We start from the raw sequence: 20,545 nt of genomic DNA on the forward strand, positions 1-20,545 counted from the left end.
AAATCTAGTCATGGACTCATAGGCATTCGTGCGCTAGCGTTCAGGTCGGGGGTGCCCGCACCGGGGACACGCAACAGTGAAGGCCTGCAAGCATGATCTCAGGGACAGATCTCTTGAGGATCGAAAATCTGAGCATTTCCTTCACCTTGCTTGGTGGGAAGATCATGGCCGTGAAAAAAGCCGATCTGCGTGTCCTGCCAGGCAAAGTCACCGCCCTCGTCGGCGAATCTGGTTCTGGAAAGTCTGTTATAAGTCAATCGGTTATGGGAATTCTGCCGCGCACTGCTTCCGCGAGTGGCAAAATCCTTTTCCAAGACCCCGACATGCCCGGCCAGCCGCCTATCGACATTCTCAGCCTGCCTACTGACGGTCCGGAGATACGGGCGCTCCGTGGCAATCGCATCGGCAAGATTTTTCAGGAGCCGCTCACATCGCTGTCGCCGCTCCACACGATCGGCAACCAGATTTCGGAAGTACTGTCGATCCATACCAGGGATACAAAAGCCGAGCGGCGTGAGCAGACAGAGGAGATGCTTGGCCTCGTCGGTTTCAAGAACCCGACCCAGGCCTATGACAAATATCCGTTCGAACTGTCCGGTGGTATGCGCCAACGCGCCATGATTGCCATGGCGCTCATATGCAAGCCATCCCTGCTGATCGCCGACGAACCGACCACGGCGCTTGATGTAACCATTCAGGCGCAAATTCTCGAACTGCTCGGCGAGCTTCGAGCCAAGCTTAACATGGCAATGCTGCTCATCACGCACGATCTGGGCGTTGTCGCCAATGTCGCCGACGAGGTGGTCGTCATCTATCACGGCGAGATCATGGAATCGGGACCGGTCGAAACCATCTTCCGCAAACCAGCCCATCCCTATCTCAAGGGCCTGATGGCTGCCGTGCCGCATTTCGACATGAAGCCGGGCGAACGACTGAAATCCTTACGCGACGTGCCAGTCGATGTCGCCAAGTTGATGGGCAAGAGCAAAGCCGTCCATACGGATCGCAACAATGTGCTGCTCTCCGTGCGCGATATCTCCAAGACCTTCGCAGCCCGCAAAACCCTTTTCGCAAAAGATGGCGGGCCGCCGACGCGGGCGGTCAATGACGTCAGTTTCGACGTATTGCGCGGCGAATGTTTCGGCCTCGTCGGCGAGAGCGGCTGCGGCAAGACCACACTGAGCAAAATCCTGATGCGCGCCGTCACGTCGGACGCAGGCTCCGTAATTTTCAACGGCGACACAGGCCCGATTGACATCCTAGACGCCAGCGGCAACGACCTGCAGGCGTTACGCACCAAAATCCAGATGGTGTTTCAGGACCCGGTATCGTCGCTGTCGCCGCGCATGACCATCCAGAATATTCTCAGCGAACCGCTGGAAATTCACGGGCGCGGAAACGCCAAATCCCGACTGGACAAGGTAGCAGACCTGATGGACGTGGTCGGCCTGAACCGCCGCTATCTCAATCGCTACCCGCACGGTCTCTCGGGCGGCCAGCGCCAGCGCGTCGGCATCGCGCGGTCTCTGGCGCTCGGTCCGGAACTTATCTTGTGCGATGAACCCGTATCGGCGCTCGATGTATCCGTACAGGCGCAAATCCTCAACCTTCTCAAAGATTTGCAGAAGGAACTCGGGCTTACTTACATCTTCATTTCGCACAATCTGGCGGTAGTGGATTATATGGCCGACCGGATCGCCGTGATGTGTGGCGGGCGGATTGTCGAAATCGCTCCACGCCGCACCTTGATGCGGGCGCCTGTCCATCCCTATACGAAATCGCTGCTTGCCGCCGTTCCATTTCCCGATCTCGACCGTCCACTTGACTTCGGCAAGCTCAGTGCCAGCGGTGCATCCGACAAACGCAACTGGGGTATCCAGTTCCGCAACGACGGACCGGACGACATGCTGACACCAATAGATCTGGGCGACGGGCACCTTGTGCTTGCACGCAAGACCGCAGACATGCGGGAGTTGAAGCCTTGATCAATCGGCGAACGACACTGGGCATGCTTGCTTCCTGCTTTCTACCTGGTGTTTCGCGGGCGGATCCGCCTTTGCCGAACTATTCACTGCCGCAGCCGGGCGCGCTGCCCGATCGGGCTGACCGCCTCCCCAAAACACCAAGGATCGTCAATATGGCGGCGCTTGGTCGCAAACCCGGTGTCAACGGAGGTGTCATCCGCACCCTGATCGGCAACCAGAAAGACATCCGGTTGATGACGCTTTACGGCTATTCCCGTCTGGTTGGCTATGACGAAAAGCTCAACATGCATGCGGATATTCTCGAAAGCTTCGAGACAGTCGAGGACAGGGCTTTTACCTTCAAAATCCGCCCGGGGCACCGCTGGTCGGATGGTTCCTATCTGACATCGGAGGATTTCCGCTATTGCTGGGAAGACGTGATGCTCAACACGGAGCTGAAGCGAGGGGGTCCGCCGAGGGTCTTGTTGGTCAATGGAAGGCCGCCGCGTTTCGAAGTCATTGACGAGTTGACGGTCAGATATAGCTGGGACGCGCCTAATCCGGATTTCCTGCCACAACTGGCGGCGCCGCAGGCGCTAACGATTGTTCTGCCGTCGCAGTATTTGAAACAATTTCACAAGACCTATCAGGACAATTTCCGGCTCTCGGCCCTGATGAAGCAATACCGCGTCAAGAAATGGACTGACCTTCATTTCAATATGGCGCGCAGCTATCGGCCCGAAAACCCGGAACTGCCGACCCTCGATCCATGGCGAAACACAACCGCGTCGCCTGCCGAGCAGTTTGTTTTCGAGCGCAACCCGTATTTCCACCGCGTCGATGAAAACGGGGTGCAATTGCCCTATGTCGACAAAGTGATCCTGAATATCAGCTCCCCGACAATCATTGCCGCCAAGACCGGCGCTGGTGAAAGCGATCTGCAGGCACACGGCATCGACTTTTCCGACTACGCCTTTCTGAAGGATTCCGAAAAGCGTTTTCCGGTCAGGGTCAGCTTGTGGAAGCGGACGGAAGGTGCGAGGGTGAGCCTTATGCCCAACCTCAATGCTGGGGACGCCATTTGGCGGGCGCTCTTCTGGGATGTGCGCGTGCGCCGCGCCCTATCGCTCGCAATCGACCGGACCGAAATCAACAAGGCGGTGTTCTACGGTCTTGCCGTTGACAGCGCCAACTCCATCCTGCCCGAAAGCCCGCTCTACAAACCAGGATATAAAACGGCGTGGAGCGCCCATGATCCTGAACAAGCGAACGTCCTGCTGGACGCGGCTGGCCTGCAACGGCGGGACGAGAACGGGATTCGCCTGCTGCCAGACGGTCGCTCCGCAAAGATCGTGGTGGAAACCGCGGGCGAAAGCACCTTGGAAACAGATATCCTTGAGCTTGTCACAGATCACTGGGCGAAGGTCGGCATCTCGCTGTTCATCCGGACATCCCAGCGTGACGTTTTCCGTAGCCGGGCCATGGGTGGCGAAATCATGATGTCCATGTGGTCGGGGCTCGATAACGGCATACCGACCGCCGATATGAACCCGGGCGAGCTCGCCCCAACCTCGGACGACCAATTGCAATGGCCGGTCTGGGGCATGTATTACATGTCGAACGGAATGAAGGGCCATCCTCCGGAAATTCCCGAAGTAAAGCAGCTGATCGAGCTTCTCAGCCAATGGCGGGACTCCAGCGACATAGCCGAGCGGGCCACTATCTGGACGCAGATGCTGGATATCTATTCGCAGCAGGTGTTTTCCATCGGTATCGTCAACAGCACCCCCCAGCCCGTCTTGCGCGCGGCCAGCCTCCAGAATGTGCCGGAGAAAGGGCTCTACGGCTTCGACCCGACCAGCTTTCTCGGCGTTTTTATGCCGGATGCGTTCTGGTATGGAAAGGACGCCTGACCATGCTGCGATATATTCTCTGGCGCATCGCAGCAATGATCCCCACGCTCATCATCATTTCCGCTCTGGTTTTCACCATTATTGAACTACCGCCGGGCGACTATTTCGAAAGCTATGTGTCGGAGCTTCGCGCGCAGGGCGAAGCCGTGGACATGCAAGAAATCGAGGAGCTACGCGTCCAGTACGGCTTCGATAAACCACCGGTGCTGCGTTACTTCCACTGGGTTGCCGGGATGTTGCAGGGGGATTTCGGCTATTCGTTCGAGTATCAGCTGCCCGTCAGTGACGTTGTGGGCGACCGGCTTTGGCTGACAGTGATGGTGTCGTTCTTCACGATCATCTTCACATGGCTGATTGCTTTCCCGATCGGCATCTATTCGGCGACGCATCAATATAGCTGGGCGGATTATGGGCTGACGCTTATCGGTCTGCTTGGCATAGCGATCCCGAACTTCATGTTCGCGCTGATCCTGATGTATTTTGCCAATATTTGGTTCGGCACTTCGATTGGACATCTCATGGACCAGAAATATCTGGCCGAACCAATGAGCTGGGCCAAGGCGTCCTCAATCCTGTCCCATCTCTGGATACCCGTGCTGATCGTTGGCACCGCAGGCACTGCCGGGATGATCCGGCGTTTGCGCGCCAATCTTCTCGACGAACTCCAAAAGCAGTATGTGGTAACGGCGCGCGCCAAGGGTCTGCATCCTTTTCGCACGCTGGTGAAATATCCCCTGCGCATGGCGCTCAATTTTTTCATCTCGGACATCGGTTCGATCCTGCCTGCGATCATTTCCGGTGCTGAAATCACCGCAATCGTTCTTTCGCTGGAAACGACAGGGCCAATGCTCATAAAGGCCTTGCAGAGCCAGGATATGTATCTTGCAGGTTCGTTCCTGATGTTTCTCGCAACGCTGACGGTCATAGGCGTGTTGATCTCCGATATTGCGCTCGCCTTTCTTGATCCGCGTATCAGATTGCAGGGTGGGAGCACAAAGTGACATCATCACCCCTCCCCGAACCTGGCGCACGCCTGCCTCACTTTGTTTCGACAGAGCCTTTTGATCCGCATTCGGTCGATGTCATGACCGAAGAGCAGAGCCGCTTTTATCGGGCGTCTCAGCTCCAGCTGATGTGGTGGAAATTCAAAAAGCATAAGCTGGCGCTTGCCTCCGCCATCTTCCTCGGCGCGCTTTATGTGATGATCGCCTTCGTTGAATTCCTCGCGCCTTATAATCTTCATACACGCAATGTCGATTTCATCTATGCACCGCCGCAGGCGGTCCGCCTTTTTGACAACGGCAATTTCATCGGGCCGTTCGTCTATGGCCGCAAGATGACGCTCGATATGGACACGCTGCGACGGGTCTATGTGGATCAGAAAGACCAGATCGAACCGCTGCGTTTTTTCTGCTCGGGCGATCCCTATAAATTCTGGGGCATATTCTCGACTGATTTACATCTGGTCTGCCCCGCAAAGGGCGGCGAGCTGTTTCTTCTCGGGACAGACCGACTCGGGCGAGACGTGCTATCCCGCATCCTCTATGGCGCTCGAATCTCGCTGACAATTGGGCTGATCGGCATTGTCATCAGCTTTACTCTCGGAATTGTTATCGGTGGCCTTGCCGGTTACCATGGTGGCGTTTTCGACCTCATCGTCCAGCGAATCATAGAGGTGCTGCAGTCTATTCCAAGCATTCCCCTGTGGATGGCCCTTGCCGCCATCATGCCGATTACATGGAGCCCGATGCTGATTTACCTCGGTATTACCGCCATCCTTGGACTGCTTGACTGGACTGGGCTGGCGCGCGCCGTGCGTTCCAAGTTGCTTTCACTGCGCGAGGAAGACTACGTGCTAGCGGCCCAGCTGATGGGCGCAAAGAGCCCCCGCATTATCGGACGGCATCTCATTCCCGGCTTCATGTCGCACTTGATCGCAACTGCAACCATGTCTATTCCCGGTATGATCCTGGGTGAAACTGCGCTGAGCTTTCTCGGCCTGGGGTTACGGGCACCAATAACCAGTTGGGGCATCCTTTTGACGGAAGCCCGAAGTGTAAGTGTCATTGTCTTCTACCCCTGGCTGCTGTTTCCGATCATTCCGGTCATTCTGGTGGTTCTGGCCTTCAATTTTCTAGGTGACGGTCTTCGCGATGTCGCTGATCCGTATAGTTGAGATGGATGTTCGCATGCTGAAAAATTTCCCATATCACGGGTTGCGTCACCTAGAGCGGTTCCCGTTAAAGCGGAAACGTGGAACCGCTATATCTATTTGTTTTTGCGCATTATCCTACGCATCGAAGCGGGATAAGAAATCAGTCCAGCGAATTGATTTCCCCGCGGAGACGCTACGCACTTTTGCTGGAAATGCTGTAGTTGCGGCGGGGTTCGCATCATGACGCGCCGCCTGGAGCATGTCCGCATCCTGATGTACAGCCACGACACGTTTGGGCTCGGCCATCTGCGCCGCTGCCGAACGATCGCCCATTCGCTTGTCGAGGACTATCGCGGTCTCAATATTATCATCATATCGGGCGCCACGATCGCTGGCGCCTTTGACTACCGCGCGCGCGTCGATTTCGTCAAAATTCCAAGCGTAATCAAGCTGCGCAATGGCGAATACCAGTCGATGGAACGGCACACCGATCTCCATGACACGCTGAAGATGCGCCAATCGATTATCCGCCATACCGCCGAAACGTTCCAACCCGATATTTTTATCGTCGATAAGGAACCGATGGGCATGAAGGGCGAAGTCGAGGAGACGCTCACCTATCTCAAGACCCGTGGAGCAACACTGATTCTGGGCCTGCGCGAAGTCATGGATGCGCCGCATTTGCTCGATGCCGAGTGGAAGCGCAAAAACGTGATGGATAAGATCGACAGGTTCTATGACTCGATCTGGGTCTATGGGCCGCCGGATTTCTACGATCCGCTCGTGGGTCTCGACGTCCCGAAGGGTGTCCGCGACAAGATGAATTTCGTCGGCTTCCTGCAGCGCAGCGTTTCCAATCAGGAAGTCCCGGACCATCGCCCCAAGGGCGACTATATTCTTGTCACCACCGGCGGAGGCGGCGATGGCGCCGATCTCGTCAACGATGTCGTGCGGGCCTACCAGCACGATCACACGCTCCAGCACAAGGCGCTGGTCGTGCTCGGACCTTACATGCCCGCGAAGAAGCGCCGCAAGATGATAAGCAAGAGCCAGGCGATCCCTCATATCGAGGTCATCGAGTTCGATAACAGGATGGAAGAACTGGTGGCGGGCGCGAAGGCTGTCGTTGCCATGGGCGGCTACAACACCTATTGCGAGATTCTCTCCTTCGACAAACCGGCATTGATCGTTCCCCGCATCCTTCCACGTGAGGAACAGCTGATCCGCGCCCGGCGCGCTGCGGAACTCGGGCTGATTGACATGCTGCTTCCCAGCGAATCCGAAGATCCTGTCCGCATGGCCAGTGCACTCAAGGCCTTGCCCAGCAGGCCAGCGCCCTCGAAGAGCGCGCCCAAAGGTTTCAGGCTCGAAGGCTTACCGCATATCTCGCAAATTGTCGGGGATCTGATGGATCGACGTCAGCCGAACCACCTGTCGCTCGTCAAGGGATAATCAATTGTCATATCGCCGGAAAATTGTGGTGGTGCTGAAGGGATATCCGCGCCTGTCCGAAACATTCATTGCTCAGGAATTGCTTGGGCTGGAACAATCGGGTTTTGATCTGGTTCTCGTGGCATTGCGGCGACCGACGGACAAGAAAACGCATCCGGTGCACGACGAAATTCGTGCGCCAGTCCATTACCTGCCTGAATATCTGCGCGAAGAACCGCGCCGTGTTCTATCGGCCTTGATCGCCTGTATGCCGCGCCCCGGTTTCTGGCGAGGCTTGGTAACTGTGCTCAAGGACTTTCGGAAAGACCCGACGCGCAATCGTATCAGGCGTTTCGGACAGGCCGCAGTTCTGGCAGCGGAATGGCCCGATGACGCGGGATGGATTCACGCGCATTTTATCCACACGCCCGCATCCGTTGCCGCTTATGCCAGCCAGATCACCGGCATTGGATGGACGTGCTCCGCTCACGCCAAGGATATCTGGACTTCGCCAGACTGGGAACTGCAGGGCAAGCTCACCAGCACGCGATGGACGGTGACCTGCACACATTCGGGCTTCGATCATCTCCGTCAGCTTGGAGGGCCCTCGTCCAGCGTACATCTAAGCTATCACGGCCTCGATCTTGACCGGTTCGGGCCTTTTGAGGGCAACCGTTCACTGCGCAACGGCAGCGACGCGGACGATCCGGTCAGAATCCTGAGCGTCGGTCGTGCCGTTGAGAAAAAGGGCTATGACATCGTGCTGAGAGCACTCAGCCTGCTGCCCAAAGACCTCCAATGGCGGTTTGAGCACATCGGTGATGGCGACAGGATCGCCAGCTTGAAAGCGCTTGCAGACAAGCTCGGCATTGCCGACAAAATCGTATGGAAGGGCGCGCTCGACCAAAAGGAAGTCCTTGCTGGCTATCAAGCCGCCGATATTTTCGTACTCGCCTGCAGGATCACTACGGATGGCGACAGGGATGGCTTGCCCAACGTATTGGTGGAAGCATCAAGCCAGGGCCTGATATCGGTTTCCACCAACATCTCTGGCGTACCCGAACTCTTGGTGGATGGAGAAAATGGCCTGCTCGTTGCACCTGAGGACCCGGAGGCGCTAGCGATTGCTATGGAAACTGCGATCCGCGATGCGGATTTCCGCCATCGTCTGGGACGCGCTGCCGAAAAGCGGGTGCGAACAGAGTTCAACTTCCACAACAGTATCCGTCAATTGAGGTCCTTGTTCGAAACGGAATGGCAGCGAAGCAAATGAGGCAGTCGACGACAAGCCCACGGGTGTTGTTCTATGTTCAGCATCTGCTCGGCATCGGTCATCTTGCGCGTGCCAGCCGCATTGCCCGTGCGCTGACTCAAGATGGCTTTGACGTCACCGTGGTCACCGGCGGCATGCCTGTTTCCGGATTTCCGGGACCGGAAGTCAACCATGTGGCGCTACCGGCGATTGCTTCCGGCGACGCCGGTTTTTCGGGCCTTGCCGACGCCTTCGGCAATCCGGTGACCGATAAATTCAAGGCGGAACGCCGGGACAAACTGCTTGCCACATTTCGCGATGTCAGAGCCGATATCGTCATCATCGAGGCGTTTCCCTTCGGGCGTCGGCAAGTTCGTTTCGAACTGATCCCCCTGCTCGATGAAATCAACACGATGACGCAAAAGCCATTGGTGCTGACCTCATTGCGCGACATCCTGCAGGAGCGCGCCAAGCCCGGTCGCGACGAGGAAAGCGTCGCCCTCGTACAGCGCTATTTCGATCACGTGCTGGTTCATGGCGACCCGCAGTTTGCGCGTCTGGAGGACAGTTTTCCGCTGCATGCGGATATTGCCGACAAGGTGATCTATACCGGTCTCGTTGCCGCGCCAGCGCCCTCGCCACCATCGGGAACCTTTGATATCGTGGTATCGGCCGGGGGTGGTGCAGTCGGCGCCTTGCTCATCCGCGCAGCGCTTGGGGCTGCAAAGCGCCTGTCACCCGACCTTTCGTGGTGCATTGTGACCGGTCCCAATCTGCAGCAATCAGATTTTGACGAAATCACTGCAGAAGCACCGAATAATGCCCGCATCTTCCGCTTCCTGCAGAATTTTCCGAGCCTGTTGCTCGATGCGCGCCTGTCCGTCTCGCAGGCCGGATATAATACGGTTTGCGACATCCTTCGTGCGGACTGCAAAGCGCTGCTCATTCCATTTACGGCGGGTGGCGAAACCGAACAGACCGCACGCGCACGCCATCTGCAAAAGCTGGGCCTCGCATCGGTTCTCACAGAAGACGAGCTATCCGTCGATAGCATGACCGACGCCATCGCCAAGGCGCTTGCCGCACCTCGTTTGCCCGCTCACAAACTTGATCTCGATGGCGCGCATCGCACGGCAGAAATCCTGCATGGACTTCTGGCGGCGCGCTAGCTTTTTGTTTTCACGCACATCTTGTCCGAAAACCGTTTCACACTTTTCGGGATGTGCGTTAGACAGTACCGATCAGCATGAATCTGGTATATTTCTTCATCGGCAGCGCGCCAGCAAACGCTGTTGTTTCCAACGCCGCCTGAGCGACGAATTCATCCAGTGACGCAACGCAATTCACATGGGTGGGCTCGCTGAAATAGTCGTTCGACTGCAAGAGAACGCGGGTTCCCTTGGGCAATAGCGACAGCCAGGCGGGCAAATCCGCAATATGTTCGCAACTGGTGTTGATTACCAAATCGGCCCCGAGTTCCAAATAGGCAAGCTGATACATATCAGCGGTCAATGCCCGAAACCGATCCTTCCATGCATTGTTCAAAGTCTCAGCGACGGCACCAACATCAGGATCGATATCAAAACTGTCTATCGCGTCGATCTCAAAACGCGGATCATCGAAAAACATCGCCGCCAGAACGCCATACCAGCCGCCAAGTATAGCGATGCGATTGAATTTCCCGCCAAAGGTCTCGAACAGCGACTGCCGCGCCCATATCTTGCAACCCACCTGCTTGTGGTTGAAGGCATTGCCGAGGTCCGCCTCGGGGTGGCGGGCAATGACCTTCGACAAACCCTTGATCAACGGGCTTGAAGTGTATGCAGCAACGCCACGCAGAATATCAAATGCGCTTTCATGCCAGTCGGTGGTCGCGTTATCGCCGAGTGTATCCATCATTAATATGTTGTAGGCCAGACATTTATTGCTGGTCAATTCCTATGGCCGGTTTGCATACAGAAATGCGCTGGTCATATAGGCTGTATCTCGCCCGTTGTGAGATCAATGGCAAAGTTTCGTGACGGCAAACCGGAGATGAAACAATCAAACATCCGAAAAAGCCTGCCGAGGGATTGCTGTATCGTTCCAGCTGCCATTGTATCGATACGGCGGGCATAAATGCCCGACACCCATTTATAAGCGGCAAGACGTGGCTCTGTTATGGCGTGAAGCCCAAGCTCACTCCCCATCCGGACGCGATACCAGTCGCCCAGGAAAGTCATGGCGTCAATCCGCGACAACGAGACAGGATCAAGTCCATGTCCCGTGGTGGAAATCGCCAGCTGTTGCTGGATATCACAATCAGCAATGGCTGCCTTAATATCGGCAAGCGCACCGGCGGAGATGGGGCGTTCGACCAGCGCCAGAGCTGCCAGATCCAATAGTCCAAGGGTCTTCACGGCTTCCGCGAGCGCCTCCGGCCATTCCCGGCGCAAAAATCGCCTGCCGACTAGATGCGCCAAATGCTTCGACAGGAAATCCCCGTAATTGACGGCACGAAGCAACGCGCCGGGATTAATCTTCTCCCTTTCTGCTTCGGCTGCATATTGACTGATGATGCCAGCGTCCAGCGCCATATCGTCAATGCTAATCGTCTCTATGTGCAGCCGATTGGGCTCAATGTGGACGATCTTGTAGGCGCCGGGGAAAGCGACCAGCGAGGGAACGGACAAATTGAACAGAAAGCCATGGGCATTTCGAAGTCGAGCAGTGTCGTTGACGTGCAAATGCCCGCTGAAATGCAGGCGGACACCGGCATTAATCAGGGCATGGCCGACCTCCGGTTCCGGGATGCGTCCCAGCAGGCTCGTCTGCCCCAGCACGGCCAGTTCGTCGTCACCCGTGCCGTCCAGTGGATCAAGTACCGGATAATGGGAAAATGCGATGACCGTCTTTCCCAGTGCCCGACCCCGATCCGTGACCGATCGTATCCAGTCCAGAATAAAGCGTTTGTGTACCAGCATGGCATTCCAACCGGCATCGGTGCTGTCCGCGAACGCTCCCTCATCATCGCCGATTTCTCCATCCACCGGCACAAACACATTGGCGTCGATCATCAGCATCCAGACACCGTCGAATGGCTCGACAAGATAGGAAGCGTCCATCAGCCTGCGAACCGTCATGCCATCAGGCGAGCAGATTTCGAACTCTCTCGCCGATGGATGATCGTTAATGCCAAAAGGGGTCTCCCAATGCAGATAGTCGGGCCTTCGAAAGAACCCGACATCACCCAACGAACGCAGACCGACTGGATAGCCAGCGCAATACATGCTCTCGCTGATAATCACCGCATCGTCATCAGGAGCGGCCCTGCGCGCCGGATTGCTGGTCACCAAGTCATGGCCGCCGCGAGCATTCAAAAAGCGTTTTGACCGATGCCTCCCGCCGGGGCCAAAAATATCGTGATTGCCGGGCGCTGCGTAGAACTGCATACCGAAGCGCCTTGCGTAATCGTCAAGAAGTTTCTGCAGCGTTGCCATCGTCACCAGCTGGCCGTCATCCGAATAGTCGCCCAGAAGGACAACGTGGCGGATTCCTCGGGCAGCTATATCATCCAACGCGTAGGGCAATGCTGCGGAACTCTCGTTGAACACTCGTGTCGAACGCACCGTGTTGGCGAATGGGCGCAACGCCATAGCCCGTTCGCTCACTGTGACCCCAGCATTGCCATAGTCGCCAAAAATATCGTGAAAATGCGCGTCGGCAATCACGGCGATAGGCGGTAGTTCGGATGCCATCCTCTAGAAATTTCCTTTCCATCGTCTCACGCTTCATATCACTGACAAGAGTGCTAGATATTTCGTAGTAACGTAGATTCGGTACTCGCATATGCTTCGCCGCATGGCTAACATGCCATGAATTGCACGACGGCGGAAAGAAGAGGGATACAGTGTTTCGGGTGCGTTTTTGGGGAGTGCGGGGCAGCCTTCCGGTTTCCGGACCGGATTTCCAGCGATATGGCGGCAATACTGTCTGCATAGAGATGCAATGCGGTGAACACAGATTGTTGTTCGATGCCGGATCTGGCCTGCTACCCGCAGGAAAATCATTGCTCGCGGACGGCATTTCCAATTTCAATCTGTTCTTTTCACATTGTCATTATGACCACATTATCGGTCTGCCCTATTTCGCTCCACTCTTTGATGCCGGCTCTGCGGTGGAACTCTGGTCCGGGCATATGTATGGCAAGATGAACACAAGCGAGATTGTCTCGGAATTTATTCGCCCCCCTGGTTTCCCGTTGAAATAGATGTCTGTCCCGCGAAAATGATCTGCCGGGATTTTAAACCCGGCGACATTCTACAGCCCCATCCCGGTGTTGAGATTAAGACCGGAAGGCTCAATCATCCCGGCGGTGCCATCGGTTATCGGGTGCAATGGGGAGGTCGTTCGGTAGCGCTGATCACCGATACAGAGCATGAACCCGGCATTCTTGATCCCGCCGTTTTGGATCTGATCCAGAGCGCAGACCTTTTCCTCTACGACACCACCTATACCGACGCGGAAATGCCGCGGCATGTTGGCTATGGGCACTCTTCCTGGCAGCATGCCATCCGGCTCGCCAAAGCAGCGGGCGCAAAAAACGTTGCTTTCATCCACCATTCGCCGCTGCGTACAGACGCGGAACTCGAGGCGATTGATCGACAGGCCGCGAGTGAGTTTGCTGGCGCCTTCTCGGCCCGGGAAGGCCAGGCTTTCGACGTCTAAGCCTGAAGCAGAATGTGCATATCCCGTAGTGCAATCCAGCGGCTGGCAGGATGAGATGCTGTTTGTGCGAGTAACGCCTCGATAAACTGCCAAGCGGACTTATCGTGGACCAGATGATGGGTTAGAAAGCCCATGCTCCCGCCACCGTCGAACATCACCTGCAGACGACGAACGATATCGTCAATCAGCGCCGCGTGATCACGGGCGACCCGTGTTCCATGCCAGTCCATCAGATCGACATGGGTGTTGATCATCGGCAGTGAACCTTCTTTCTCCGCTCCGAAAACCGAAAGGGCGCAATATCCAAGACCGGAAAGTATGTCCACCAAGGACGGCGCAATGCGGTTCCATGGCGGCACCAGAACGGGGACAAAGCGTCCAGCATGGAGTGCCTCAAGACGGGTTAAACCAGCCGTCAATTCCGCTGTGACCACTTCAATTGGCCTGTGTGGGCCAAGTTCCTGCTTCTTCTCACCGTCGCCCGCAAAATTGCTGTGCGACCAGCCGTGAACAACCACCGTCACCAGCGGCCGGTTGCCAAGATACTCTGCAAGCGGCTGTCCAGTGGTTTCGGGGATCACGGCCAGCGCGACCGGAACCGAATGGCGTGCGCCCAGATCAAGCAGTTGCGTCAAGGCCGGTGTGGGAGCGACGGCATCGTCATCACGCAGCCAAAAGTCTGCGACTTTGCCAGCTTCATACCATCGATCCAACTCGCGGTTCAGCGGCTCCCAGATGTCAGTCACCATTATAAAATGCCCACATGCTGTTTGAGAATATCGTCAAGACGGCGGGACGCCACTTCCAGCGACCGCTCGTCCCGCACGAACTGTCGCGCTGCAAAAGCCATATCATTGCGCATCGCGGCATTCGCCAGCACTAAGCGTATCGCGTGAGCATAGGCGTCAATGTTGCCCGGTGGCGTGAGAACGCCGGTGCGCCCATCGCGCACGACTTCAGGCACCCCGGCAATAGCCTGAGCGATAACGGGCAAGCCAGCCGCCTGTGCTTCCAGATAAGCAAGCCCATAAGCTTCGCCGCATCCCGGCCACACGTACAGAGCGCTCTGCGCGAACAATGTTGCAATGTCAGACGGTTCCAGTTTCCCGTGCCACTGGATTCTTTCCGGCGCGAAATGAGCAAACAACGTCTCGACCTCTGCCCGACAGGCGCCATCGCCGACAATGGAGAGTGACCACGGAATATCATCAAGCAGTGACAGCGACCTTGCCAGCATCCGATAGCTGTCCATTTTGTCGCCGCTGCGCATCATCGCCGCCGTTACCAGCCTATCCGGCTTTGGACAGGGCACCGTTTCTGTAAACATCGCGCAATCGATGAATGGCGCCAGCATCGCGAAGCGGGCTCCGGGCAACACCTCTTGCAATCCCCTCCGGTCGCGGTTGGTCAGGCAGATATTGACTGCGGCCTGTTCAAAAGTTTTCAGCAGCCCTTGCTGTATCTCCGTCCAGAGCCCCGTGTTACGTCTTGCAGAATACGATGCTTCTGCTGTCACATAAGGTATACCGAAGGACGCTGAAAGTGTCGGTCCGAGCAAATCGGGAGCCTTGTAGTAAGGATGATATGTGAGCCATAGATCAGGCAAAGAACCACGTCTCCAAAGTGCTGAAATCCTTGCGATCTCCCGCTCGGCCTGTTTTTCCAGCTCCGCAAGGACTTCGAGTGACGGGGTCGTCATGAAGCTGCGGAGTTCCGATATAACTTCAACCTCATGTCCTGCACGCTCCAGAGCCGCGATTAATAGCCTGGCCATCAGCCGGTCTCCGGAAGGAACAGGATGGTACGGCGATTTCAACGGCGAATGGAAAGCGATCTTCATTGCGTGATCTATCTGGTCGGAGGAACTCTCTCAATAGACGTTCGACGTGCTGAAATCCACTGTCTCACGAGATAATGTTTTTTCGCTCGTGACACACCCAACTGTACAGTCTTAGCAACTTGGCAATGGCTTTTCAGTAATGATAAGGTTAGCTGATTTAGTCGTCTCGGATGGAAAAGCGCTGTTTGCCCGCTAACAGTTTCGACGACTGGGTCGGATAGCCAGATCCTCTACTGGTATTTCACTTGATTCCCGGCTACGCGGAGGGAAGTCCATGCTTCATACTGAATTGTCAGAGGTAACGGGCTCCTACAGGATACACGTAAAGGCTGATCTTGCGCGTAGTGCAACTCTGGACTGGCCTTACCTTTGCGGCATGAGCCTGCTCAAATATCCCGTCAACGACGCCATATCCGAGCAACTCGCCCTGATGGGCAATGCATCGAACGCCGACCGGGCCTGGATGATCGAATATCGGCCCGACCTGCTCCGCTTCTGCAACACCCATGAATGGTGCCGGGGCCAGACAAAAGCCTATATTTCTGAGCTTCAGGAAACACCGACCACCCTCATTGCCTGGCTGCACAAATATCTGATGATGGGACATGCAGTTGCTGTCCACGATGTTACTGACCTGCCCCGGACCGCCCGGGCGATTCAGGTTGAATTCCTGCGCCAGAGCAACAAAAGTGTGCTCAGCGTGCCGGTTTTTTACGATGATAAACTGCGGGGCATCATCGGCTTCGATACGACCGTCGCAAACAAGATTTGGTCGGCAAGCGAAGTCAACGCCCTCTTTCAGTGCGCCAATCTGATTGGGCAAGCCAAATATTCGACCAATCGAGCGCCCGAAAAATCAATCGCTGCGGAAAGCACAGCACCCCTCGTCTATCTCAGCAATCGCGGCGTCGTGCGCGGGGTCCAGCCGGAAATCATCGTCGGGGTACGCTCGGCGGGCAATTACAGCGAAATATGGCTCGAAGACGGGACGATGCTGCTTGATTCACGCTCGCTCGGCATGTGGTCCAGCCTGCTGCCGTCGAAAATCTTTCTTCGCATACACAGAACCGCCTTCGTCAACACGCTGCATGTTGTCGATGTGGATCGCAGAAAAATCGACAAATGGCAGATCAGAATGCGCGCTGTCGATCAGGCATGGCCCGTCTCGCGCTCCCACCGAAGACAACTGCGTGAACGCATGGGAATATAGCGCCTAGCGCTTTGTGTCCGTTACGCTTTTGACGACATGTCATTCGTCAAACCGGCACGTTGTTTCGTCCTTGGAATATTGTCATTCCCGCAATTTCTTGGATGGTGCATGCATCAGAACGTCCTCCCCAACGGTTCTATGAGGGTTCCCGCATGTCGTCACGGATGCTAGCCTATTTCACAACTGTCTCGCTGGTCGCCACCAGTCTTATCTTCACCGACAGCAGCAAGGCGAAGGCAGAAGACCTCGCCCTGAAAGATGCCGTCTCCATGGCGGGCATGCAGCTTTTTCTGAACTCTGGTGCACCCGGCCTGATCATTGCGGTCGTACAGGGCGACGACAGCGTCATTCAGGCCTATGGTGAAACTGCGCCGGGCAACGATACTGAACCGGACGCGCGTTCGATCTTCCGCATTGCATCCGTCTCCAAGGTTTTCGCGGGCGATCTGCTGGCCGCGCTTGCCGCCAAGGGCAAACTTAAGCTGACCGACCCGCTGCAAAAATATGCACCCGAGGGCGCCAAGGTCGAGGTCAATGGTCGTCCGATCACGCTGCTGGACCTTGCCACGCATTCGGCAGGTTTGCCGCGCGAACTGCCGAACCCGGACACCAAAATCACAAACAACCCGTTCGAAGCTTTTGATCGCGATTATTACTGGAAGTGGATGAGCAGCAATCAGCCTGCCTATGCGCCGGGAACCACGACGATTTATTCGAATCTCGGTTACGGCCTTCTGGGTGACGCACTCGCCAAGGCTGGCGGTGCGGATTATTCCACGGTTCTCGCCAACGAAGTGCTGAAACCGGCTGGTCTTACCGACACAACCAATGTGTTGAGCGACGAGCAGAAGAAACGCCTGATGACGGGGCTTGATCCGCTCGACAAGCCGGACGCGAACAGCCCTGTTCCCGACATCATGTATGCAAGCGCCGGTATCTACACGTCTGCCGAAGACATGGTGCGCTGGATGCGCTGGCATCTCGATGGCGCCAGTCAGTTGCGAGAAGACGCCCTGCTCGATCATACACTGTGGCTTCCCTATGACGGGTTGAAGCATGTGGTGGGCACCGAAGTCACCGCTGGCGATGGCATGGGGCTTGGCTGGGTCGCCACCCTGCCTAGCAACCAAACTCCGTTCCTGCTTGGCAAAAGTGGCGGTCTCGGCGGCTTCATGAGCTATGTAGTTCTGTCGCCGAACCGCAAGCTCGGCATATTTGTTGTAGCCAGCCGCGTGAACTTCGCCATGTTCGAGAATATCCATTCGCAAGTACGCGAACTGGCAGCCGAACTGGCGCGATGATGAACGCGCGCTGCGCGCTGCTCGGCGCTGCATTTGCTCTCGGCATTGGAGCGCCGGGGGCTTTTGCTCAGGAGAAACGGGATATCTTCAAGACAGAGATATTTCTTACGCCCTATAGCAAATTGGGCGATGCGGATGCTGCGGGTGATTATCCCAAGCTTAACGGTCAGTTATTGTTCATGACTGGCTATACCGGCTATTTTGGCATCAAGGACGAGAACGGCCAGATTTCGCGTTCGCACTGGAACAGTGTTCAGCCGACAGCGGAAGCCGCACTCGTTTGGCAATTGTCACAGCGGTTTTCCGTTCTGTCGAAAATCACCTTTGATTCCTCCGTCGAGGCGACGGAGGACAACGCTTTCTCCGATCTCGGCTTCACGCTGAAAAACCTGTTTGCGTCCTATACGTCCGATAATTTTGCGCTCTATGGCGGCAAGATGGATATGGGTTTTGGTGACGGCTGGCATGCGATTGACGGACTCTACAACGGTTATACCGACGACTTTCAATATAACGGCTCGATCGGGCTTGGCGCGCGCTACACGTTCAACACAGAGAATATGGGCGCGCATTCCTTCGCCGGCCTGGTGTTTAAACGTGACGATTCGGCTCTCAGCCGCCGTCTCACCTTCGATGACGGTTTTATCTCGCCCACGCGCGGACAACCGCCAGCGTTCAGTAACGATCTGAACTCGTTCATCCTGTCCTATGACTTCCGCAATCTCCCCGGCCTGAAGAAAACGTCCGGCGGTGTCGATATCGGACGCCTGGAGGCTGAACCGGGCTATGGCGAAAGCGCCAATACGATTTCAGCCCGGCTGCGCTATGACACGGCGCTCACCGATAAGTGGAACCTGAGCTGGTTTAACGAGGCGACCTTTTCAAGCGCCTTTCGTGGCGCGCCGGTTTCCAACGGCAATGGCGTGACATCTCTCTCGCTGTCTTATGACCGGTGGCAGTTCACGGCGACAACCGCGCTGCGCAAATTATCCGGCGAAGATGAAAAACTGGCGCAATACGGGCTTCAATCCGATTGGGACTGGGGCGCAGCCGGCACGGTCACTTATGTCACGCCCATCGGCATCATTCTGCAATCAGGACTGATTCATCAGCGCGACCAGTCGCTGAATATCAATCAGGGCGTTTTCCGCATCGCTTATCAAACGGGGTTTTAAGGCAGTCATGAGAACCAGAACATCGTCTATCATCCTCGCCTTCCTGCTTGCACTTGGCTGCTCGACAGCAGCTCTCTCGCAGTCGGTTTCCATACAGAACCAGCCAAATCCGGCTGCCGACGCGATACAGATTCCAAAGGGCAGCACAGAGAAAGCCCTCAAGGCCCTGCCACAGATTGTTGCCGACATCATGAAACGCAGCCACGTTCCCGGCATTGCGGTTGCTGTCGTGAGCGGCGGCAAGACCGTTTTCGCCAAGGGTTATGGCAAACGCGAGGTCGGCAAAGAGGCCGCGGTCGATGCCGAGACTGTTTTCCAGATTGCCTCTATTTCCAAGTCGCTTTCTGCGACGGTCGCCGCCATTGAAGTGTCAAAGGGCACGGTTGCATGGGACGACCCGGTGGCAAAACACCTGTCCGGCTTCAAGCTCGCCAATGACTATGTTTCTGAAAACGGAACAATCGGGGATTTCTTTGCACACCGCAGTGGCCTGCCGGGTACGGCGGGTGACGATCTGGAAGACCTGGGCTTCAAGCGCAACGATGTCATTGCCCGCTTGCAGCAATTGCCGCTCGATCCGTTCCGCACCTCTTATCACTATGCGAATTTCAGTACGACCATCGGCGCGGAAGCCGTTGCCGCAGCGGCGCGTGAACCGTGGGAAAAACTCGCCGATGAGCAGCTGCTGAAGCCGCTTGGCATGAAATCGACCAGCTATCGCTATGCCGATTATACGGCGCATGCCAACCGCGCCGCATTGCATGTTTATCAAAATGGCGCTTTTTTGCCGCTCGGGCAACGCAATGCGGATGAACAGGCGCCAGCTGGCGGTGTTTCATCCAATGTCCTTGATCTGGCGGAGTGGCTGAAACTGCTACTCGCCAATGGCGAATACAAGGGCAAGCGAATGATCGCCGAAGACGCGCTCCTACCAGCACTTTCGCCGCAGTCGTTCAGCGCGCGGGCACATGACACCAGCGCGCGTTCCGGCTTTTACGGCTATGGCTTCAACGTCAATACGGAACTGGGCGGACGGCCATCCATGGGACACTCCGGCGCTTTCCTGCTCGGCGCAGGCACCGCCTTCAAGATCGTGCCATCAGCCGATATCGGCATTATCGTCCTGACGAATGGCGCACCGGTGGGCGCTGCGGAATCTGTCGTGGCGCAGTTCACCGACACTGCACTTTACGGCAAATCTTCCCGCGACTGGTTTGCCGCCTATAATGGCGTCATGAAAGGCTTTTTCCAACCGCAAGGCGACCTGTCCTTCAAGGAAAAGCCGGCCCAACCAGTCCCCGCCAAAACCTTACAGGATTATACCGGCAGCTTCGACAACGCCTATTTCGGCAAGACGGAAATCAGGGAGATCAACGGAACGCTGACACTGGTCCTGGGTCCGAAGGAAATGCAGTTCCCACTACAGCATTGGGACGGCGACACTTTCGCCTTTGTCCCGGTCGGTGAGGCCGAACTGGTTGGTTCGCTCGCATCCATCGTCTTCAAACTCGATCAGGGTCAGGTGCAGGGCTTCGACATTGATTTCTACAATGGCGGTGGCGCGGGCCACTGGACTAGGGTTCCGCGTTCATAAACC

15 protein-coding genes and 1 pseudogene are annotated in these 20,545 nt (G+C 56.3%); 12 read left to right on the forward strand and 4 right to left on the reverse strand.

From position 1 onward, the window contains the following. Nucleotides 1-92 precede the first annotated feature (92 nt). The 7 genes from QLQ11_RS18710 (at nucleotide 93) to QLQ11_RS18740 (ending at nucleotide 9,884) form a co-directional block, all read left to right on the forward strand. Nucleotides 93-1,985, forward strand: a complete 1,893-nt coding sequence (locus tag QLQ11_RS18710) for an ABC transporter ATP-binding protein (protein WP_283735218.1) — start codon at nucleotides 93-95, stop codon at nucleotides 1,983-1,985. Then, the gene (locus tag QLQ11_RS18715; protein ID WP_235858930.1) at nucleotides 1,982-3,877 is read left to right on the forward strand and encodes an ABC transporter substrate-binding protein; all 1,896 of its coding nucleotides are present in this window, start codon (nucleotides 1,982-1,984) and stop codon (nucleotides 3,875-3,877) included. The genes QLQ11_RS18710 and QLQ11_RS18715 overlap by 4 nt, the downstream gene beginning before the upstream one ends. A 2-nt stretch (nucleotides 3,878-3,879) precedes the next feature. Continuing rightward, the gene (locus QLQ11_RS18720; protein ID WP_109366139.1) at nucleotides 3,880-4,878 is read left to right on the forward strand and encodes an ABC transporter permease; all 999 of its coding nucleotides are present in this window, start codon (nucleotides 3,880-3,882) and stop codon (nucleotides 4,876-4,878) included. Continuing rightward, on the forward strand, nucleotides 4,875-6,053 hold the full coding sequence (locus QLQ11_RS18725) for an ABC transporter permease (RefSeq protein WP_109366140.1): 1,179 nt from the start codon (nucleotides 4,875-4,877) through the stop codon (nucleotides 6,051-6,053). The genes QLQ11_RS18720 and QLQ11_RS18725 overlap by 4 nt, the downstream gene beginning before the upstream one ends. Nucleotides 6,054-6,272: 219 nt before the next feature. Further along, nucleotides 6,273-7,484, forward strand: a complete 1,212-nt coding sequence (locus QLQ11_RS18730; RefSeq protein WP_121537688.1) for a glycosyltransferase family protein — start codon at nucleotides 6,273-6,275, stop codon at nucleotides 7,482-7,484. 4 nt (nucleotides 7,485-7,488) lie between these two features. Next, nucleotides 7,489-8,736, forward strand: coding sequence for a glycosyltransferase family 4 protein (locus QLQ11_RS18735; protein ID WP_121537686.1), 1,248 nt, complete (start codon nucleotides 7,489-7,491; stop codon nucleotides 8,734-8,736). Further along, a complete protein-coding gene (locus QLQ11_RS18740) occupies nucleotides 8,733-9,884 on the forward strand; it encodes a glycosyltransferase family protein (RefSeq protein ID WP_371836051.1) in 1,152 nt (383 codons plus the stop codon). The genes QLQ11_RS18735 and QLQ11_RS18740 overlap by 4 nt, the downstream gene beginning before the upstream one ends. Nucleotides 9,885-9,942: 58 nt before the next feature. On the opposite strand, the gene QLQ11_RS18745 is transcribed toward QLQ11_RS18740, so the two are convergent. Next, nucleotides 9,943-10,614 (reverse strand): class I SAM-dependent methyltransferase, encoded by a 672-nt coding sequence (locus QLQ11_RS18745; protein ID WP_349496883.1) that lies wholly within the window; start codon nucleotides 10,612-10,614, stop codon nucleotides 9,943-9,945. Nucleotides 10,615-10,685: 71 nt separating this feature from the next. Beyond that, on the reverse strand, nucleotides 10,686-12,425 hold the full coding sequence (locus QLQ11_RS18750) for a metallophosphoesterase (RefSeq protein ID WP_371836052.1): 1,740 nt from the start codon (nucleotides 12,423-12,425) through the stop codon (nucleotides 10,686-10,688). A 296-nt stretch (nucleotides 12,426-12,721) separates the two neighbouring features. Here QLQ11_RS18750 and QLQ11_RS18755 point away from each other — a divergent pair. Next, a pseudogene (locus QLQ11_RS18755) lies at nucleotides 12,722-13,422 on the forward strand (MBL fold metallo-hydrolase). Here the strand turns inward: QLQ11_RS18755 and QLQ11_RS18760 are convergent. After that, a complete protein-coding gene (locus QLQ11_RS18760; RefSeq protein ID WP_283735213.1) occupies nucleotides 13,419-14,171 on the reverse strand; it encodes a polysaccharide deacetylase family protein in 753 nt (250 codons plus the stop codon). The pseudogene QLQ11_RS18755 and the gene QLQ11_RS18760 overlap by 4 nt on opposite strands. Then, nucleotides 14,171-15,262: a glycosyltransferase family 4 protein gene (locus QLQ11_RS18765; RefSeq protein ID WP_283735212.1), complete on the reverse strand. Its 1,092-nt coding sequence runs from the start codon at nucleotides 15,260-15,262 to the stop codon at nucleotides 14,171-14,173. Before QLQ11_RS18765 ends, QLQ11_RS18760 begins: the two co-directional genes overlap by 1 nt. Nucleotides 15,263-15,536: 274 nt before the next feature. Between QLQ11_RS18765 and QLQ11_RS18770 the strand changes: the two genes are divergently transcribed. The 4 genes from QLQ11_RS18770 to QLQ11_RS18785 all read left to right on the forward strand — a co-directional run bounded on the left by QLQ11_RS18770 (nucleotide 15,537) and on the right by QLQ11_RS18785 (nucleotide 20,542). Continuing rightward, nucleotides 15,537-16,472, forward strand: a complete 936-nt coding sequence (locus QLQ11_RS18770) for a LytTR family transcriptional regulator DNA-binding domain-containing protein (protein WP_283735211.1) — start codon at nucleotides 15,537-15,539, stop codon at nucleotides 16,470-16,472. A 152-nt stretch (nucleotides 16,473-16,624) separates the two neighbouring features. Further along, nucleotides 16,625-17,773: a D-alanyl-D-alanine-carboxypeptidase/endopeptidase AmpH gene (ampH, locus tag QLQ11_RS18775; RefSeq protein WP_283735210.1), complete on the forward strand. Its 1,149-nt coding sequence runs from the start codon at nucleotides 16,625-16,627 to the stop codon at nucleotides 17,771-17,773. Next, nucleotides 17,770-18,948, forward strand: coding sequence for a hypothetical protein (locus tag QLQ11_RS18780; RefSeq protein WP_283735209.1), 1,179 nt, complete (start codon nucleotides 17,770-17,772; stop codon nucleotides 18,946-18,948). Before ampH ends, QLQ11_RS18780 begins: the two co-directional genes overlap by 4 nt. Before the next feature lie 7 nt (nucleotides 18,949-18,955). Beyond that, nucleotides 18,956-20,542: a serine hydrolase gene (locus QLQ11_RS18785; RefSeq protein WP_283735208.1), complete on the forward strand. Its 1,587-nt coding sequence runs from the start codon at nucleotides 18,956-18,958 to the stop codon at nucleotides 20,540-20,542. The last annotated feature ends 3 nt before the right edge of the window (nucleotides 20,543-20,545 follow it).

This window comes from Ochrobactrum sp. SSR (assembly GCF_030067775.1).
Classification (GTDB): domain Bacteria; phylum Pseudomonadota; class Alphaproteobacteria; order Rhizobiales; family Rhizobiaceae; genus Brucella; species Brucella teleogrylli.

Coding starts and splice junctions, on each gene's coding strand:
- QLQ11_RS18710 (WP_283735218.1), top strand. CDS start 93: ATGATCTCAGGGACAGATCTCTTGAGGATCGAAAATCTGAGCATTTCC.
- QLQ11_RS18720 (WP_109366139.1), top strand. CDS start 3,880: ATGCTGCGATATATTCTCTGGCGCATCGCAGCAATGATCCCCACGCTC.
- QLQ11_RS18730 (WP_121537688.1), top strand. CDS start 6,273: ATGACGCGCCGCCTGGAGCATGTCCGCATCCTGATGTACAGCCACGAC.
- QLQ11_RS18740 (WP_371836051.1), top strand. CDS start 8,733: ATGAGGCAGTCGACGACAAGCCCACGGGTGTTGTTCTATGTTCAGCAT.
- QLQ11_RS18745 (WP_349496883.1), bottom strand. CDS start 10,614: ATGATGGATACACTCGGCGATAACGCGACCACCGACTGGCATGAAAGC.
- QLQ11_RS18760 (WP_283735213.1), bottom strand. CDS start 14,171: ATGGTGACTGACATCTGGGAGCCGCTGAACCGCGAGTTGGATCGATGG.
- QLQ11_RS18765 (WP_283735212.1), bottom strand. CDS start 15,262: ATGAAGATCGCTTTCCATTCGCCGTTGAAATCGCCGTACCATCCTGTT.
- QLQ11_RS18770 (WP_283735211.1), top strand. CDS start 15,537: ATGCTTCATACTGAATTGTCAGAGGTAACGGGCTCCTACAGGATACAC.
- ampH (WP_283735210.1), top strand. CDS start 16,625: ATGTCGTCACGGATGCTAGCCTATTTCACAACTGTCTCGCTGGTCGCC.
- QLQ11_RS18780 (WP_283735209.1), top strand. CDS start 17,770: ATGATGAACGCGCGCTGCGCGCTGCTCGGCGCTGCATTTGCTCTCGGC.
- QLQ11_RS18785 (WP_283735208.1), top strand. CDS start 18,956: ATGAGAACCAGAACATCGTCTATCATCCTCGCCTTCCTGCTTGCACTT.